The organism is Mycolicibacterium vinylchloridicum, assembly GCF_013404075.1.
GTDB classification, from domain to species: domain Bacteria; phylum Actinomycetota; class Actinomycetes; order Mycobacteriales; family Mycobacteriaceae; genus Mycobacterium; species Mycobacterium vinylchloridicum.
The window spans coordinates 1-17,881 of record NZ_JACBJQ010000043.1 but is presented as its reverse complement, the minus strand read 5'-3'; the positions used below and the strand labels follow the sequence as shown (position 1 = coordinate 17,881).

Sequence of the window (17,881 nt, the reverse complement as noted above, 5' to 3'; positions counted from 1 at the left end):
CCGGCCGGGTACTGGCGATCTGGTGCATGGACTGGCCCGCCGTTGCCGCGGCCGCGGCGGTCGGGCTACCGCCGACGGCCCCGGTCGCGGTCACCCTGGCCAACCGGGTGATCGCCTGTTCGGCGGCCGCCCGTGCGGTCGGGGTGCGTCGCACTCTGCGCAGGCGCGAGGCGCAGGCCCGGTGTCCGCAACTGCATGTGGTCACCGCAGACCCGGCCCGCGATGCCCGCTATTTCGAGGGGGTGACGGCGGCGGTCGACGAGGTGGTGCCCCGTGCCGAGGTGTTGCGGCCGGGCCTGTTGGTGCTGTCGGTTCGCGGCGCGGCCCGCTACTTCGGTTCCGAGCCGGTCGCCGCCGAGCGGTTGGTCGACGCCGTCGCCGCCGCAGGCGCCGAATGTCAGGTGGGGATCGCCGATCAGCTGCCGACGGCCGTCTTCGCCGCCCGGGCCGGCCGGATGGTCGAGCCCGGTGGGGATGCCGCTTTCCTGTCGGCGTTGTCCATCCGTCAGCTGTCCGCCGAGCCCAGCCTGTCCGGACCTGGCCGGGAGGAATTGGCGGATCTGTTGTGGCGCATGGGTATCCGGAACCTCGGCCAGTTTGCGGCGCTGTCCCGAAGCGATGTGACTTCCCGGTTCGGGGCCGACGCGACGGCCGCGCACCGCTTCGCCCGCGGTGAGCCGGTGCGTGGGCCGTCCGGCCGCGAGCCGGCAGCCGACCTCGACGCGGTGCTGCACTGCGACCCGCCGATCGACCGGGTCGATGCGGCGGCGTTCGCCGGCCGGACCCTGGCCGGCGCCCTGCACCGCAGCCTGCAGGCGGCAGGGGTGGGATGCACCCGACTTGCCATCCACGCCCTCACCGCGAGCGGTGGTGAGCTGACCCGGGTATGGCGCTGCGCCGAACCGCTGACCGAGGATGCCACCGCCGACCGGGTGCGCTGGCAGCTCGACGGCTGGCTCAATCGGCGTAACCCGGACGACCGGCCGAACTCGCCGGTGACGGTGCTTCGGCTGCAACCGGTGGAAGTTGTTTCCGCAGAAGCACTTCAGCTTCCGCTCTGGGGCGGCGTAGGGGAGGAGGACCGGTTACGGGCCCGCCGGGCGCTGGTCCGGGTGCAGGGGTTGCTGGGGCAGGAGGCCGTCCAGCTGCCGGTGTTGTCCGGCGGTCGCGGTCCCGCTGAGCGCATCACCTTGACCCCGCTTGGCGATGAGCTGGTGCCCCGGGCCGACCCGGACCGGCCGTGGCCTGGTCGGTTGCCCGAGCCCGCCCCGGTCGTCATCCTCGACGACCCGGTGGAACTGCTTGACGCCCAAGGTGATCCGGTTCGAGTGACCGGACGGGGGATGTTCACCGCAGAGCCGGTGCGGTTGGACGGTGCGGGTCATCACTATCGGGGTGTGCTGCGCTGGTGGGCCGGGCCGTGGTCGGTGGACGAGCGCTGGTGGGATCAGGGCCTGCAGCCCAGGGCCGGCCGGACCGCGCGCGCCCAGGTGTTGGTGGACAACCAGCCCGGCGAGCCGGGAGCCGCGCTGCTGCTGTGCTACCGGCAGCGCCGGTGGTATCTGGAAGGCGTCTACGAATGAGCCAGCTGCCGAGCGAACGGGCCGACCCGTTCGATGAACCGATCGAAGAACACCGCCGGATCGACTCCGACTCCGACGTGCGCATTGGATTCCCGGCCCCATCGCCGGCTCCAATCGGCGATCGTCATACCGCGGGTCAGCGTCCCGGTGAGTTCAACGTCGACGGTCGTCGCCCGGGTCTGCACCAGGCCGGGATCCAGGGCCACCGCCGCCGCCAGCGGGTCGTGCAGATGCGCAAGGAAACCCTCGCCCTGATCGAAGTGGAACTCGAAGTAGAACCGCATCGCATCCTCGAGCGAACGGATCAAGGCGTTATCGGCGCTCGAGCGCGTGCCCCGGGAATCGAGCACGCTCATGGCTGTCGTGGTGGCCCCCGCCGCGGCAGCCATGCGGCTCATGAGGTTCGGTGTCAGCATGATGTTCTCGGTCAGGTTCAGCCCGCATACGATCGGAAGTTGGTGTGGCTGTATCACTTTGGCATCCGCGGCTCGCCCCCACGCGTCGAAGACCTCGGCTGCGGCCTCCGGGTCGACGCTGACGTTCCACTCAGCCACCGGGGTGGTGTTGCCGCGGTAGTCGAAGGATCCGCCCATGATGACCAGCCGCCGTAACAGCGACGGCAGGTTCGGCTCATCGCGAACGGCCAGCGCGAGATTGGTCAACGGGCCGGTGACCAGACCAACCAACTCGCCGGGCATGGCGTGGGCGGCGCGCACCCACGCTTCGGCCGAGTCGTATTCGGTTGGTTCACGTTGGTGCGCCGGCAGATCGGCATAGCCCAGCCCGGTGGGTCCGTGGGTGTCCTCGGCGGTGCGCAACGGGACGGTCAGCGGTTGATCGGCGCCACGGGACACCGGAATGGCGTCCGCCCGGCACAGCTCGAGTAGCCCGAGATTGTTGCGGCACACCTGATCTACCGGGACGTTGCCACCGGTGGAGGCGATTCCGACGAGGCTCGCGTCGGCGCTGGCCAGTAGGTACACCAGTGCCATTGCGTCATCGACGCCGGTGTCCACATCAGCGAAAATGGGCAGCGCGGTGCCCTGGTCATCCCCGACGCTCACCGCGGTAACGATACCCGCCCCGCGGTCACGTTCCGGGCGGGCGCGGGCCGCCCTCGCGGATGATGGCTGCCAGTCCATCGCGATCGGACACGCCGAGTTTCAGACACGCCCGGTAGACGTGACCCTCGACGGTGCGAACCGAAACCGACAGCTGCACGGCGATGTCCTTGTTCGACAGGCCGGCGGCGACCAGCTCAGCGACTTCCAGCTCGCGTGCGGTCACCGGCAGCGGTCGAGCGGCCCCGCGAATGGCGGGAGAGGAGGCCCCGCCGCATGTCGCTGCCAGACGCATTGCGCGGGTGACGGATTCGATCTCCCGGCGTCGTGCGCCTCGTTGCTCATGGAATCCGGCTGCCTGTGCCGCAGAGTCGGCGGCCGACAACAGTAGCCCGGCCTGTTCGAAATCGATGCTGACCGAGTCCAGCGCATCGCCGTCGGCGTCGGCCAACGCGGCGGCATGGCGGGCGTACAGGGGCGGGAGCGGCCCGTCGATGCACACCGCCAGCGACTGCAGCCGGTGGGCCAGCTTGCGGTCGCCGAATCGGGCCGCATCGTGCAGCGCCTCGGCTTCCACCGCGAACTGCCCGCTGCGGTGCGCGGCGTCGGCCGCCGCGCGGGACAGCTCGACCGCCCGGCGTCCACCACCGCGTGCCGCCGCGATCCAGGCCTTGACAGCCAGCACCTGCGGATCGAACAACGCCACTGTCGGACCCGCATGTTCGGCGGCCGCGGTGAGCACCTTCTCGGCGTCATCGGGTCTGCCCGTGCCGGCATAGGCGCGGGCCAGCAGAAGCCGGCCCGGCAGCCGCCACGGCAGGGAGTTCTCCGCATTCAGCGCGGCCAGCGCCTGTTCAATCGTCGGGATCGCCTCGGCGAACCGGCCCCGTGCGGTGGCCACGACGCCGGCCATCAACTTGGCGACCGCCCACCCGAGAAACTCTCCGGAGGACGAGAACTCGCCGTACGCCACCGCACGCTTTTCGGCCTTGTCCAGCTCGCCGATGTATACCAAGGCCACCACTTCGCCGTAGCGGGCCATCATCCGGATCAGGCCGTCGGTGGATCGCTGGGTGTCGAAGCAGCGTTCGGCGATCGCGACGAAGTCCGCGCCGCGGCCCGCGACCGGCATCGCCAGCCCGGCCGCAAACGCCGCGGTCTCCACCGCCTGTTCCGGTGCGCCGGGATTGGCCAGCACCGCTTCGGCCAACGCCAGCCCCTCGGCGAGCTTGTTCTCGAAAATCGTGAATGCGGCGTCGGCGGCGTCGACCATCGGCCGCAGAATCGGGTTGCTGACCCGACTCCGAAGCAGGCCCATCACCTCCTGGGCGCGCGCCACCTGACCGAGCGACCAGAACACGATCGAGGCCCGTGGGATCCCCCACAACACCAGTTGCCCTTCGTCGAGATCATCGGGGTCGAACCGGGCCAGGATCTCGTCGGCCTCGCTGGGCCGGCCCTGCCACAGCAGCGCCCTGGACAGCAGATGGGCAGCCCGCATTCCGGACCCGCGCTCGAATGCGGTGCGTGCCAGTCGTTCGCCCAGCGGCGCATTGGCAAGTGACACAGCATCTTTGGCTGCGGCGACCAGAAGCCCTGTTTCGGCGGTCTGGTCACTGTCCAGATACAGCTCGGCGAGCCGGATGCGGCCGGCTGCCGACGTCGGCTTGTGCCGGTCGAGCACCGTGACGATCTGGCCGCGCAGCATCCGCGCCGATGCGGTCCCGATCTGACGGCGCACCACGTCGCCGTAGAGCGGGTGGCTGATCCGGGCGTTGAGCGACGGGCCGTCGCGGTCGATCCGGATCAGATGCGCCTTCTCCGCGGCATCGATTGCCTGCTCGCCGGCGAGTTCCGCAAGTGCGTCGATGTCCAGCGGTTCGCACAGCGCCAGCAGCCGCAACACGGTGACGGCCCCGGGGTCGGCGTTGTCGAACCGGTTCTCCAGCAGGGTGGCCAGGCCCGACGACACCGTCGTCGCGCCGCGCAACTGCCAGACGCCGTTGACCTTGCTCAGCGTGCCGGCTTCCAGAGCCGCCTCGACCATATGGCGGAGGAACAGCGGGTTACCGCCGGACTGGGACCAGATGACGTTGGCGCTCAGCTCTTCCAACGTGCCACCGAGCACCGACTCGACCAGCGCGACGCATTCCTCGTGGCTGAACGGCTCCAGGTCGATCCGGCGTAGATAACCGTCTTTCCACAGCGTCATCACCGAGTCGGGGACCGGTTCGCCACTGCGCACTGTCGCGACGATCGACCCGGTGCGCTCCACCGCGATCTGATGCAGCAGCGTGGCCGACAGCTGATCGAGTAGATGAGCGTCGTCGACGCCGATCACCACGGGTCCGTCGGCCAGCAGGGACTGCCGTGCCGAGACCAGCAGCTCGATCGGATCGCGAGCGTCGGTGGGTTTGACCCACTGGGCAAACGCCCCGAGCGGGATATTGCTGGAGGACGAAGTGCACGCCGCCCACCGGACGCGCCCGGGGAGCGATGCGGTCACCGACCGGGCCAGGGTCGTCTTGCCGACCCCCGCAGGCCCGGTGATCACGACGCCGGAGGCTTCGCTGTCGGACAGCGCGGACGTGATTACCTCGTGCTTGGCCGGCCGCTCCAGTAGCTGCCAACCGTTCGCCATGCGTGCAGCCTAAGTGGCGGCCCCGCCCTCCGCTGAGTCTCTCGCCGATCTGGCGCGGCTCACCAGTGCACGCCGGGCACCAACCGCACGACCCGCTTGACCGGGCGAGGCGCGCGAAGCCGCACTGTCGGCAGGCGCGGGGCCGGGGACGACGGACGCCGGATCTCGCCGCGCGCCGCCGGAGAGTCGGGATAGCCCAGGTAAAGCTGGTGCAGCACCCGCCGGGCCAGCTTGGGGGTGAAGTACTGCCCGGCGTCGGCGAGGGTCCCCAGCGGGGTGTCGATCCGCACCGGCTTGTCGACCAGTGCGCGCACCACCATCGCCGCCGCATGTTCGGCGCTGATCGGTGGCACCGGGTTCAACCGCCCGGACGGCGCGATCATCGGCGTCTTCACCAGCGGCATGTGAATCGTCGTGAACGTGATGTTCTCCGAGAGGGTCTCCGAGGCCACCACGTCGGTGAACGCATCCAACGCGGCCTTGGTCGGCAGGTACGAGCTGTACTTCGGGTTCCGGGCCTGTACCCCGGCGCTGGACACGTTGACCACATGGCCGAACCGGCGCGCCCGCCAGTGCGGCAGCAGCGCCAGCACCATCCGTACCGCGCCGAAGTAGTTGACCGCCATCACTCGCTCGTAGTCGTGCAGGCGATCGGTCGAGGCGCTCACCGAGCGGCGAATCGACCGGCCCGCATTGTTGACCAGATAGTCGACATGGCCGAACCGCCCGAGGATCTCGGCGATCGTCGCGTCGACGGACTCGGTGTCGGTGACGTCGCAACTGAACGCGAACGCCCGGCCGCCGTCGGCCTCGATCTCCTCGACAAGCTCCTGCAGAGCTTCGCCGTTGCGCGCCAGCGCGAACACGGTGGCGCCGCGCGCGGCGACGGCCGCCGCCGCGGCCCTCCCGATGCCACTCGATGCCCCGGTGATGATCACGTGCCTGCCGACCAGCGGCCCGTCCGGGTCGCCGCTACGAGTGCGCTCAGGGTCGAGGTGTTCGGTCCAGTAACGCCACAGTGCCGGAGCATAGGCCGAGAATGGTGGCGGCTCGATTCCGCTGGTGCTCAATGCTTCTCGAGTCAACTCCGAGTGAAGAACCACGGCGGTCTCCAGGCTGTCGACTGCTTCGGGTGGCACACCGATCTGCGTGACGGCCATGTCGCGCAGCACTTTTGCGCGACCGCGCACACCCAGCAGGGGCTCGGCCACCAGGCGGGGGAGACCGCCCCGCAGCGGGGGCAACCCGGCGGTGCGGGCCACCCCGCGGTAGATCTCATGCACACCGATCGGCTCGACCGCGGTGAGGTGGAAGGTCTGCCCGTCGCGGCCCTCGGCGTGCATGAGTTCCACCATCGCCGCCACGACATAATCGACCGGGACGACATTGATCCGGCCGATGTCGGGCAGCAGGATCGGGGTCACCGACGGCAGGCCGGCGAGCCGGGCCAACAGTCCGAAGACGTGATACGGCCCGGTGATTCGGTCGGTTTCGCCGGTACGCGAGTCACCGACGACCACACCGGTCCGATAGATCCGGAACGGCACATCCGCAGACGTGCGCACCAACTGCTCGGCATCGAAGGCCACCCGGTGCCGGCGGGTGCGAAGCTGCTGGCCGACGTCGAAGTCGTCCTCGGTGTATTCGCCGGCGAAGTCGCCGGCCACCGCCGCAGAGGACAGCTGGTGCAAGGTGGCGCCCAGCTCGCGGCTCAGGGCCAGGGCCGCCTCGGTGTCGGCCGGCCTGCAATTGACGACGTGGTCGGCTCGCTGCGGCCGGTCGTCGTCCGCCGTCCAGACTTCGGCGTCGGCGTAGCGATCGAGGAGGTGGGCGGCCACCCGGCGCTCAAGGAACCCGGTACCGCCGGTAACGACATAGCGCATGGGTCATCCTTCATCGCCGATCGCGCCACGGTCAAGGGTGGTTCGGAACCAGTCGGGCCACGGCTGCTTCTCGAACGTGGCCGCGTCAACGCAGACGTGGATCATCGCCGCCTCGGCGATGATGTCGTCACCGCGGCGTATCTCATAAGTGCTGCGCAGCGACGTGCGGCCCAGCGGGTCGAATCCCACCCCGATCACCAGATCCTCGTCGAAGTGCGCGGGCCGGCGAAACTGCAGTTCGGCCGCGGCCACCACGAAATCGATACCACGATCGGTGAGCGTCTTGAAGTCCCCGAAGATCCCACGCAGTGCCTCGTTCATCGCCATGTCGACCCAGGTCAGGTAGTGGCCGTTGAACACCCGGCCCTGCATGTCGCACTCGACGTACCGCACCCGCAGCGGCATGCCGAATCTCCCGGAGGCCATGTCAGAACTGGGTGATGCCGTCCCAATCCACCAGCGTCCACCCGGTCACCGGGTTACCGGTCACCACCACCCGGCCGGTGTTGGGCAGCGGATGGTCGGTCGCCAGGCTGTCCTTGGCGTTGCGCACGTTCATCAGGGTCCACATCATGATCGACGCGGCGCTGGAGAAGGCGACCGGTTTGTCGTCGCCGCTGGCGTAGATGCGCTGCACCGCTTCGGTGAACTTGCCGTTGAACTCGGTGCCGCTCACCGAACCCGGGATGGAAAAGCTGGTGTCCCCGCGCAGCCAGTCGGCCGGAGCCACCATGTACGTGATGGCGGCCTTGTCGACGCTTGTGCCGTTGAACCAGCCCGCCCCGATCTCGTTGAGGCCCGGAAGCACGGTGACCGGTTCCCCGAGCGCCTTGGACATCGGTGCGGCCGTCTGCTGGGTGCGAACCATCTCCGAGGCGTAGATGCCGTCGTATTTGTTGCCTTTCAAGCGGTCGGCCAGCGCCGAGGCCTGCTGCTGACCGGCGGGCGTCAGCGACGGCCCGGGCACCTCGGTGTCGATGATGTTGTTCGCGTTGGCGTCGGACTCCCCGTGCCGGATGAACGTCAGCGTGATCGTGCGCTCGGTCGGGGCGGGCGAACTGCAGGAGGCGACGAGAACGGCTGCCAACAGCGCGGCGACGATCGCGACGAGGGTCCGGATGCGGGATACAGGCATGGTTCTAGCGTGCCCTGTCCACCGCCGTGGTGGGCCGGATTTAGCCAGTGCGACGATGGAGTTTCCTCATCCTCGACCCCAGGAGTGCGGCAATGCCCATCGACCCCACCGCAATCGGAGCGGTCACCGAAGCTCAGCGGAACCAGTGGACCGACCGCGACACGATGCTCTACGCGCTCGGCGTGGGCGCGGGCACCGATGACCTGGCCTTCACCACCGACAACAGCCACGACATCGCGCAGCAGGTGCTGCCGACGTTCGCCGTGATCTGCTGCCCGGCGTTCGGTGCCGCCACCAAGGTGGGCTCGTTCAACTGGGGCATGCTGCTGCACGGATCCCAAGAGATCCGGTTGCACAAGCCGTTGCCCGCTTCCGGTGAGCTGTCGGTGGTCTCCGAGGTCGCCGACATCCAGGACAAGGGCGAGGGCAAGAACGCGATCATCGTCATGCGCGGCAAGGGCACCGACCCGGCCACCGGCGAGCTGATCGCCGAGACGTTGTCGACCGCCGTCATCCGCGGCGAGGGTGGCTTCGGTGGGCAGCCCGGTCAGCGGCCGGCCGCCCCGGAATTCCCCGACCGCGAGCCCGACGCCCGCATCGCCGACGAGACCCGCGGCGACCAGGCGTTGATCTACCGGCTCTCCGGTGATCGCAATCCGCTCCACAGCGATCCGTGGTTCGCCCGCGAGATGGCCGGTTTCGACAGGCCGATCCTGCACGGGTTATGCACCTACGGATTCGCCGGGCGCGCACTGCTTTCCGAGCTCGCCGGCAACGACTCCGCGAAGCTCACCGCGGTCGGCGCGCGGTTCTCGGCGCCGGTTTTCCCGGGCGAGACGCTGACCACCTCGATCTGGCGCACCGAGCCGGGCCGGGCGGTCTACCGCACCGAGGCCAGCGGGCCCGACGGCTCCAATACGCGGATCGTGCTCGACGACGGTACGGCCGAGTACGTCTAACCGACCGCGCCGCCCACGAGGTGGCCGATACCGAAGGTGACGGCCATCGCCAGCGCGCCGCCGATGACCACCCGGTAGATCGCCCGGCGGGGGTTCGCGCCGCCGAGGCGCGCACTGATCCAGCCGGTGATCGTCAGGGCGAGCAACACCGCGACAAAGGTGATCGGCACCCGAATTGAGGCTGGCGGCAACAGGATCGCCAGCAGCGGCAGAATGGCGCCGACCGTGAACGCGATGGCCGAGGAGATTGCGGCCTGCCACGGATTCGTCAGCTCGTCGGGGTCGAGGTGCAGTTCGGCGTCGACGTGGGCGGCGAACGCATCGTGGTCGGTGAGCTCCTCGGCCACTGTCCGCGCGGTCGCCGGTGTCAGTCCTTTGGCCTCGTAAAGTGCTGCGAGCTCGTCGAGTTCGGCCATCGGTTCGGTCTCCAGCTCATGGCGTTCCAGCTTGAGCATCGCCTTCTCGGAATCGCGCTGGGTGCTCACCGACACGTACTCGCCGACAGCCATCGACAACGCGCCCGCGGCCAGCGCGGCGATTCCGGCGGTGAAGATCGGACCGCGCTGCGTGGATGCCGCGGCCACGCCGACCACGATGCCGGCCGTCGACACGATCCCGTCGTTGGCCCCGAGCACACCGGCCCGCAGCCAGTTCAACCTGCTGCCGAACGCACCGTGATGGGGCTCGAAGGGTTGGGTCGTCGGTTCCGGAGGTGTTGTCACGTGTGCAGCGTAGGACTTTCGCCGTAGGCGCGGGCGATGTCTTGCGAGCCCGCCCAGCCCGAGTACGTCGGCCGCTGCGGCCAGCCGTCGGGGGAGTCCTGCCACTCTTCCTGGCGGCCCCACGGCAGCAGGTCGATCAGGGCGAACGAGTGACTGAGTTGCTCGGTGCCCCGGCCGTTGGTGTGCCAGGTGCGATAGACGTCGTCACCGTCCCGCAGGAACACGTTGACCCCGAATCCGTCGCCGGGCGCGGCGTCGACGTCGGCGCCGAACGTGCTGTCCGACGACGAGTACCACTCCATCTTGTTGCCGACTTTTGCCTTGTACGCCAAAGCTTCTGCGATGGGTCCGTTTGTGACGATGACGAAGCGGGCGTCATAATTGTCCAGGAAGTCCAACCGGGTGAACTGAGAGGTGAACCCGGTACAGCCCGAGCACTGCCACTCTTCGCCGTCGGTCCACATGTGGTTGTAGACGATCAGCTGGGAACGCCCGTCGAACACGTCGGCCAACGAGACCGGGCCGTTGGCGCCGACGAGGGTGTACTCCGGCATCCGGACCATCGGCAGTCGCCGGCGCTGCGCGGCGATCGCATCGAGTTCACGGGTGGCGGCTTTTTCCCGCTTGCGCAGTTCGTTGAGCGCGGCGCGCCAGGTCTGCTGGTCGACTACCGGGGGCAGGGCGGTCATGTGAGGCTCCTTTTGTCGAGTTCCGTCACAAGGATTGACTCGCCCCGCCCCCATTAGTCATCGGATCAGCCGCGCTTGCTGTGCGCCCCGCTCTTGGTGCCGGTCTTGGCCGACGTTGCCTTGCGGGTGCTGCTCGAGGGCGCCTTGGGCTTCGAGCGGGCCGAGCTCGCCGTGCCCGACGGTGCGCTCACCGCCGCTGCCTTCGGTGCCACTGTCTTTGCCGCCGCACCGCTTGCCTTCTTGAAGGGGAGCACGATGGTGGGCGGCGTCGCGGCGATCGCCGAGGCCAGCAGGTTGCGGATGATGATCGGAACCGCGATCGGACCGTTGACGCCGATGAGGCCGAACTGGCTGTTCAGCGCGGCATCGAGAAACACCGCGGGAGCCTCGAGCAAGGCGACCAGCTTGTTGGTGGCGGTGGCGACGGAATCGATCGCGAGCTGGAGCGCGAGGAACGGCGTCTGGATCTGTTTGCCGATGGCCGGGATCACGTCACTGACGATGGCCTGGCCCAGGGTGACGACGTTGTTGATGTGGCTGAGAATCTCGGCCGGAATGTCGGCGCCGTGGCCGGTCACCAGGTCTGCGGCATAGATCAGGGGGTTGAGTACCAGCTGGGTGGCGACCGGAGCGATGAAGACCGGATTCGGCAACGGGAAGGTGCTGTTCAACCCGATGAACAACGCGCCGAGCTGCACCACGTTGCCCACGGTGTTGTTGAGCAGGTCCGACCACGCGTCCGTCAGCTGGACCGCTTGTGTGGAGACAGTCGCTGGAGAGAGGTCCAGCGCATGCATGTCGGTGGTGACCGTGATGGGTGTCAGGGCCAGCGCCCCGGCGGTCGTCAGTGCGGCGGCGGTGAGCATCGGACGACGGACAGCAGGTTCCATCGGGGCATTTCTCCCTCGTAGAGGCGGCGTCGACGGGGCTTCGTCGGCTTCACTTCCCTGACTGGGAATCCGCCGGGTACTAGCTATACCGCAGCACTCAGCCACAGCATAGATATTTGCCACACCGGAACGTCTGTCGGAACGAGCGACCGCGGCCGCCGGTGGCAACCTAGCCGCGTTTGCTGTGCCCCTGCCCGCCGCTGGGCTTGTCGGCTTTGGCGGACGTCGCCGGCTTGCGCTTGCTGCTGGCCGCCGACGAAGGTGCCTTGGGCTTCGAGCGGGCCGAGCTCGCAGTGCCCGACGGTGCCGCGGTGATGGCCGACGCCTGGGTGCGCAAGGCCGCCGCGCCGCCGGCCTTCTTGAACGGCAGGACGGATGGCGGCGGAGTGAACAGCTGTTGCGCCACGACATTTCGGATGATGAACCCGAGCGCGATCGGGCCGTTGACGCCAATGAGCCCATACTGGCTGTTGAGGGCCGCATTCAGGAACACCGCCGGGGCCTCGAACAAGCCGAGCAGCAGATTGGTGCTCGTCGTGATGGAGTCGAACGCCAGTTGGAGAGCCTGGAAAGGTGCCTGAATCTCCTTGACGATGGCCGGGGGCACATCCTTGCCGATGGCCTGGGCGACCAGCACGAGGTTGTTGATGTGGGTGATGATCTCCGTCGGGACCTCGGCGCCCTCGCCGGTCAGCAGCTGCACGGCGTAGGTCAGTGGGTTGACCACCAACAGTTGCGTGAGGATGGGCGCGACGAAAACCGGATTCGGCAGGGGGTAAACAGGATTCGCTCCCACGGCCAGCTGTCCCAACAGATACGTACTGACGAGCGTGTCGTTGAGCAGGTCGAACCAGGCATCGGTGAGCTGGACCTCCTGGGTCGAGACGCGAAGGGGTGTGGCGCCCCCCGCGTGCACGTCGGTCGGCGCGAGGGTCAGGGGTGACAGGGCGAGTGCCCCGACGGTCGCCAGAGCGGCGACGGTGGGTATCGGGCGGCGTGCGGCACGTTCCATCTGCGCATTTCTTTCTGTTAGACGGTATCGACAGGACGGGAATTCGCTGCGCACCAGCTTCGCATCGGCTCTCAGTCAATGCACAGATATTTGCCACAACTGGAGACGTGTCGGGAGGTCTCGTTAGCCCCGCTTGCCGTGGCCGCGCCCGGTGCTGTTGTTCTTCGTGGCGGATGCGGCCGGCTTGCGCTTGCTGCCGGCTGCCGACGACGGGGCCTTGGGCTTCAACCGGGCCGAGTTCGCCGTCCCCGACGGTGCCACCGGCTTAGGCGCGGTGGTTGTGGTCGCCTTGGGTCGCAGCGTGGCGGCGCTTGCTTTCTTGAACGGCAGAACGATCGCCGGTGGCGTGGTGTAAAGCGCGTTGGCCAACAGGTTTCGGAAGATCAGTGATATTCCGATGGGGCCGGTGAAGCCGAGCAGTCCGAACTGGTTGTTGAGAGCGACGTCCAAGAACACGGCCGGGGCTTGCAACAAGCCGGTCAGCACGTTTCCGCTGCTGCCGATGGAATTGATCGCCTGCTGCGCTGCGAAGAACGGGACCTGTATCTGCTCGAGAACGACTCCGGGCACAGCCGCCACGAACAGCTGGGCGACCTTCCCGACCTCGGTCAGATGGGCGCCGATCCAGGCCGGGATCTGTCCGGCCTGACCGTTGAACAGCTTCGCGACGTAGATCAATGGGTTGAGCAGGAGCTGCGTGGCGACGGGCGCGAGCGGAATGGTCGGCGACGGCAGGGGGTAGCTGGCATCCAGGCCCAGGCCGAGCACCACGAGGTTGGTCACGCTCGTGGTCGTGTGGCTGAACAAGTCGGACCAGGCGTCGGTCAGCTGAACCGCTTGGGTGGAGACTCGAATCGGCGAGATCGCCGGGTGCAGTTCGGGTGGGGTGACGGTGACGGGCGTCAGGGCCAGCGCTGTGGCGGTGGTCAGGGTGGCAGCGGCAAGCAGTGGGCGACGGACAACGTGGTGCATGACAGAGTTCTCCCTCAAATCGGACTGAGAATTCGCTGTGGATCAGCTTCCCAGCAGCTGACCGGAACCGCACGATTATTTGCGGTTCCGGACCGCCTCCGGCCGCACTGACATTGCTGAAGTGAGCTCGGCGTGAAATCCGATGCTGCTTAGGTGCGCTTGCCGTGCCCGACCCTGCCGGCGCCGTGGCTGCTCGCCTTGGCGGCGGGCTTCCGCGAACCGCCGGCCGGTGACCTGGGCTTGATTCGGGCCGAGCCCGCAGTGCCTGACGGTGCGGTCACCGGCGATGCCTTTGGGGGCACTGTCTTGGCCGCTGCGCCGCCGGCTTTCTTTAACGGGAGCGTGATCGTGGGTGGCGGGGTGGAGATTGCCTGGGCCAAGAAGTTCCGGACGAGGATCGGAACGGCGATCGGACCGGTGGGGCCGAGGAGGCCGTATTGGCTGTTGAGCGCGGCGTCCAGGAACACGGCGGGCGCCTCGAGCAATGCGAGCAGCGGGTTGCCGCTGGTGGTGATCGAATCGAGCGCCAGCTGGAGAGCTAGGAACGGTGTCTGAAACTGATCGACCACGACCCCGGGCAGGTCGTTGCTGAGCCCCTGGATGAGGTTGCCGATCTTGTCCAGGTGAGTGTTGATCTCGACCGGGATCTCGGCGCCTTGACCCGTGAAAAGCTGTACGGCATAGATCAATTGGTTGAGCACCACCTGCGTTGCGACCGGTGCGATGAAGATCGGGTTCGGCAGTGGGGCGCCCGAACTCAACCCGATGAACAACCCGGCGAGTTGGATCGTGTTCTCGACGGTGTTGGTGAGCAGGTCGGACCAGGCGTCGGTGAGCTGGACGGCCTCGGTCGAGATGCGGGTTGCCGCGATACCCGGTGTGGGCAGATCTGCAGGTGCGATCGCGACGGGCGCCAAGGCCAGTGCCCCGACGGTGGTCAAGGCGGCGACGGTGCGCATCGAACGGCGGGCGGTGAGGTCCATGGGTTTCTCTCCTCTAACGCTTGCTGCTGCCCACGCCGTTACGCGCGCTGCCGGCCTTGGCTGCGGGTTTCTTGGCGCTCGCCGATGCCGACGACGGGGACTTGGGCTTTGACCGGGCCGAGCTCGCTGTGCCCGACGGCGCGGTCACGGCGGTGGCCTTGGGCGTCAACGCCTTTGACGCCGACGCGGCGCCGCTGGCTTTCTTGAACGGGAGCACGACCACAGGCAGCGGGGTCTCGATCGCCTTGGCGACCAGGTTTCGGATGACGAGCGAAATCGCGACCGGACCCGCACCGCCGAGGAGGCCATATTGACTGTTGAGGGCGTAGTCGAGAAAGACGGCGGGCGCCTCGATCAAGCCGAGTAGCAGGTTGCCGCTGGTGGTGATGGATTGGAGGGCCTGCGCGACGGCGACGAACGGTGCCTGGATCTGTTCGAAGATGATCGGCGGCACCTGGGTGACGACGAGCGTGATGACGTCGGCGAGTTGCGAGAGGTGGGTGGCGATCTCGGCCGGGATCTTGGCGCCCTGGCCGGTGAGCAGCTGGACGGTGTAGATCAGTGGGTTGAGCACCAACTGCGTGGCGATCGGCGCGAGTGGGATGGTCGGATTCGGCAAGGGCCAGGTGTTGTTTCCGCCGAGGAAGAGCTCGCCGAGCACGCCCACGTTGAGCAGGGTGTCGTTGAGGAGGTCGTACCAGGCGTCGGTGAGCTGCACGGCTTGGGTGGAGACGCGGGTTGCCGAGATGGTGGAAGCGTGCAGTTCGGGCGGCGCGATCGCAATGGGTGTCAGGGCCAGCGCCCCGACGGTGGTCAGGGCGGCGACGGTGCGCATGGGACGACTGGCGGCGAGCTCCATCAGGGCTTTCTCTTCCTGGCCGGGGGCGGCGCCGACGAGGCTCGTCGGCTTCACTTCCCGTGTGGGAATCCGCCGTGCACAGCTTCCCAGCAATGCACAGCGCGCGCACAGTTATTTGCCAGCTTGTGGCTCAACTAGTGCGCCGTATTCCGCGAGACTGGTCAGCGCGGAGGGCAAGGGGCGCTGATGCAGCACGCCCAACCGTTGGGTGGCACGGGTCAGCGCGACATACAGCTCCGCCGCGCCGCGTGGCCCGTCGGCCAGGATGCGGTCGGGCTCCACCACCAGAACCGCGTCGAACTCCAGACCCTTGGTCTCCGACGGCGCGACCGCACCCGGCACGTCCGGCGGCCCGATCACGACGCTGGTGCCCTCGTGCGCGGCCTCCGCTGTCACGAATTCCTCAATGGCGGCCGACAAGTCGTCGGCGGATACCCGACGTGACCACGGTTGGATTCCGCACGCGCGCACCGACTCCGGCGCTCGGACCTCGGGTGCGAACTCGGCGAGCAGCGCGGCGGCGACGGCCATGATCTCCGCAGGCGTGCGGTAGTTGACCGACAGCGAGCGGTATACCCAGCGGTCGGGCACGTACGGCTCCAGCATCTGCGCCCAGCTCGTCGCTCCCGCCATCGAGCGGCGCTGAGCCAGATCGCCGACCACCGTGAAGGACCGGCTCGGGCAGCGGCGCATCAGCACCCGCCAGTCCATCTCCGACAACTCCTGGGCTTCGTCGACGACGACATGCCGATACGTCCACTCCCGGTCGGCTGCAGCCCGTTCGGCAAGATCCCGGGTATCCCGCTCGAGGAAGCGTTCGGCGAGATCCTCGGCACCGATCAAGTCCTGCGCGAGAAGATGGTCTTCGTCGTCCATCAGGTCCTCGTGCGCGACCATGTTCTCCAAAACGCCTCTGGCATACTCGGTTTCTTCCTTGCGCGCCTGCTCGGCGGCGTCGTCGGTCGCCTTGTCGCGTCCCAGGAGATCGATCAATTCGTCGAGCAGTGGCACATCCGACACCGTCCAGGCGTCACCGACTTCGCGGCACAGCGCCGGGTCGGCGCCGGCGGTGCGCAACCGCTCGGCCGACATGTACAGCTCGGCCAGCAGATCCTGCGGTTCGAGGACCGGCCAGAGTTGGTCGAGGGCGGCGATGAACCGTTCATTGTCCTCGAGGTCGGTGGTCAGATCCGCGCGGACCTTTTCCCAGGCGTCGCGATTGTCGCGGGTCAGCCAGCCGCGGCCGATCCGGGCCGTCCCACGCTCGGTCAGCACGTAGGTGACGATCTCGCGAAACACCGCACGGGCCGCGTTGTGCGGCAGCCCGCTTGCGCGCGCCTCGTCGATGGCCCACTGCGCGGTATCGGCGGCGATCTGTAGCGTGACGTCGGCCAGCGGGATCTCCAGCGGGCGCTCCGGCACGCGCTGGTGGTCGGCGATCGCCGCCGCGAGGACCTCCAGCATTGCGCGAGAACCCTTGATGCGGGCGACATCCGGGGTGTCCTCGGCAGTGATGTGCAGCCCGGGCAGCAGCTCGCCAACCGTCATGAACACCACCTCCGATTCACCCAGCGACGGCAGCACACGGCCGATGTGGTTCATGAACGCCTGGTTGGGCCCGACGACGAGCACCCCGTGGCGTTCGATCCGCTGCCGTTGGGTGTAGAGCAGGTACGCGACGCGGTGCAGGGCCACGACGGTCTTGCCGGTGCCGGGGCCGCCCTCGATCACCAGCACGCCCGGATGATCGAGCCGGATGATCTCGTCCTGTTCGGCCTGGATGGTCGCCACGATGTCGCGCATGCCCGGACCGCGGGGCGCGTTGACCGCGGCGAGCAGGGCCGCGTCGCTGCTGAACGGACTGTCGTCGCCGGCATCGGGGTCGGGAAGGCCGAACACCTCATCGGTGAAGTCGACCAGCCGTCGGCCGACAGAGTGGAACTGGCGACGGCGGCGCATGCCCTCGGGGTTGGCGGCGGTGGCGATGTAGAAGGCGCGGGCGGCCGGGGCCCGCCAGTCGAGCAGCAGTAGCTCGTGCTCGTGATCCTCGTCGAAGATGCCGATCCGGCCGACGTAGAGCCGTTCACCCGAGATCGCGTCCAGGCGTCCGAAACACAGCCCCTGGTCGGCGACGTCCAACCGCGCCGCCGATTGCGCCAGCGCACGCACCTCGGCGTCGCGCGCGACCAGAGTCCCACCGTCCTGGAGGTCGATCGGACCCCCGAGCGCGGCGCGGTAAGCAGCCTTGACCCGCGTGCGTTTGGCGTCGAGCCGTTCGTAGAGTCCGTCCAGGTAGTCCTGCTCGGACTCGAGTTCGTGCTCGTGCGCGTGTGTCGACATGCCTTCCATCTTTGTCGAATCTGAATGTCATCTCTCAGGACATCGGTGACAGTTCTGTATCAGGACATCGGTGACAGTTTGGGTGGTGTTGGTGGTGACACTTCTGCCCTCAGGCTCGGGCGGTGGCTGGTAATGAACCTATCGATCCTGTC

Annotated in this window: 15 protein-coding genes; 2 read left to right on the top strand and 13 right to left on the bottom strand. The window is 68.0% G+C overall.

What is annotated here, in order from left to right; translation table 11 throughout:
* The first annotated feature begins 26 nt into the window (after positions 1–26).
* On the top strand, positions 27–1,583 hold the full coding sequence (locus tag HPC46_RS26135; RefSeq protein WP_179475121.1) for a DNA polymerase Y family protein: 1,557 nt from the start codon (positions 27–29) through the stop codon (positions 1,581–1,583).
* Here the strand turns inward: HPC46_RS26135 and HPC46_RS26130 are convergent.
* From HPC46_RS26130 to HPC46_RS26110, 5 genes are read right to left on the bottom strand one after another with little or no spacing between them, the layout of a single operon-like run.
* Positions 1,574–2,617 (bottom strand): nucleoside hydrolase, encoded by a 1,044-nt coding sequence (locus tag HPC46_RS26130; protein ID WP_179475120.1) that lies wholly within the window; start codon positions 2,615–2,617, stop codon positions 1,574–1,576. The genes HPC46_RS26135 and HPC46_RS26130 overlap by 10 nt on opposite strands.
* 55 nt (positions 2,618–2,672) lie before the next feature.
* The gene (locus tag HPC46_RS26125) at positions 2,673–5,285 is read right to left on the bottom strand and encodes a LuxR C-terminal-related transcriptional regulator (RefSeq protein ID WP_179475101.1); all 2,613 of its coding nucleotides are present in this window, start codon (positions 5,283–5,285) and stop codon (positions 2,673–2,675) included.
* A 59-nt stretch (positions 5,286–5,344) separates the two neighbouring features.
* Entirely contained in the window at positions 5,345–7,168 is a 1,824-nt protein-coding gene (locus HPC46_RS26120) for an SDR family oxidoreductase (RefSeq protein ID WP_179475100.1), read from the bottom strand.
* 3 nt (positions 7,169–7,171) lie between these two features.
* The gene (locus HPC46_RS26115) at positions 7,172–7,594 is read right to left on the bottom strand and encodes an acyl-CoA thioesterase (RefSeq protein WP_179475099.1); all 423 of its coding nucleotides are present in this window, start codon (positions 7,592–7,594) and stop codon (positions 7,172–7,174) included.
* 1 nt (position 7,595) lies between these two features.
* On the bottom strand, positions 7,596–8,303 hold the full coding sequence (locus HPC46_RS26110; protein ID WP_179475098.1) for a histidine phosphatase family protein: 708 nt from the start codon (positions 8,301–8,303) through the stop codon (positions 7,596–7,598).
* Between the two features lie 92 nt (positions 8,304–8,395).
* Here HPC46_RS26110 and HPC46_RS26105 point away from each other — a divergent pair, with 92 nt between their 5' ends.
* Positions 8,396–9,262 carry a MaoC/PaaZ C-terminal domain-containing protein gene (locus HPC46_RS26105; protein ID WP_179475097.1) on the top strand — a complete coding sequence of 289 codons (867 nt, stop codon included), beginning with the start codon at positions 8,396–8,398 and terminating at the stop codon, positions 9,260–9,262.
* Here the strand turns inward: HPC46_RS26105 and HPC46_RS26100 are convergent.
* The 8 genes from HPC46_RS26100 to helR all read right to left on the bottom strand — a co-directional run bounded on the left by HPC46_RS26100 (position 9,259) and on the right by helR (position 17,729).
* Entirely contained in the window at positions 9,259–9,984 is a 726-nt protein-coding gene (locus HPC46_RS26100) for a VIT1/CCC1 transporter family protein (RefSeq protein ID WP_179475096.1), read from the bottom strand. The genes HPC46_RS26105 and HPC46_RS26100 overlap by 4 nt on opposite strands.
* On the bottom strand, positions 9,981–10,673 hold the full coding sequence (locus HPC46_RS26095; RefSeq protein ID WP_179475095.1) for a DUF899 domain-containing protein: 693 nt from the start codon (positions 10,671–10,673) through the stop codon (positions 9,981–9,983). The genes HPC46_RS26100 and HPC46_RS26095 overlap by 4 nt, the downstream gene beginning before the upstream one ends.
* Before the next feature lie 65 nt (positions 10,674–10,738).
* On the bottom strand, positions 10,739–11,563 hold the full coding sequence (locus HPC46_RS26090; protein ID WP_179475094.1) for a hypothetical protein: 825 nt from the start codon (positions 11,561–11,563) through the stop codon (positions 10,739–10,741).
* Between the two features lie 169 nt (positions 11,564–11,732).
* The gene (locus HPC46_RS26085) at positions 11,733–12,575 is read right to left on the bottom strand and encodes a hypothetical protein (RefSeq protein ID WP_179475093.1); all 843 of its coding nucleotides are present in this window, start codon (positions 12,573–12,575) and stop codon (positions 11,733–11,735) included.
* A gap of 123 nt (positions 12,576–12,698) precedes the next feature.
* A complete protein-coding gene (locus tag HPC46_RS26080; protein ID WP_179475092.1) occupies positions 12,699–13,547 on the bottom strand; it encodes a hypothetical protein in 849 nt (282 codons plus the stop codon).
* A 149-nt stretch (positions 13,548–13,696) separates the two neighbouring features.
* On the bottom strand, positions 13,697–14,530 hold the full coding sequence (locus HPC46_RS26075) for a hypothetical protein (RefSeq protein WP_179475091.1): 834 nt from the start codon (positions 14,528–14,530) through the stop codon (positions 13,697–13,699).
* A 13-nt stretch (positions 14,531–14,543) separates the two neighbouring features.
* The gene (locus tag HPC46_RS26070; RefSeq protein WP_325096775.1) at positions 14,544–15,443 is read right to left on the bottom strand and encodes a hypothetical protein; all 900 of its coding nucleotides are present in this window, start codon (positions 15,441–15,443) and stop codon (positions 14,544–14,546) included.
* A 57-nt stretch (positions 15,444–15,500) separates the two neighbouring features.
* On the bottom strand, positions 15,501–17,729 hold the full coding sequence (helR, locus tag HPC46_RS26065; RefSeq protein WP_179475090.1) for an RNA polymerase recycling motor ATPase HelR: 2,229 nt from the start codon (positions 17,727–17,729) through the stop codon (positions 15,501–15,503).
* Positions 17,730–17,881: the final 152 nt, after the last annotated feature.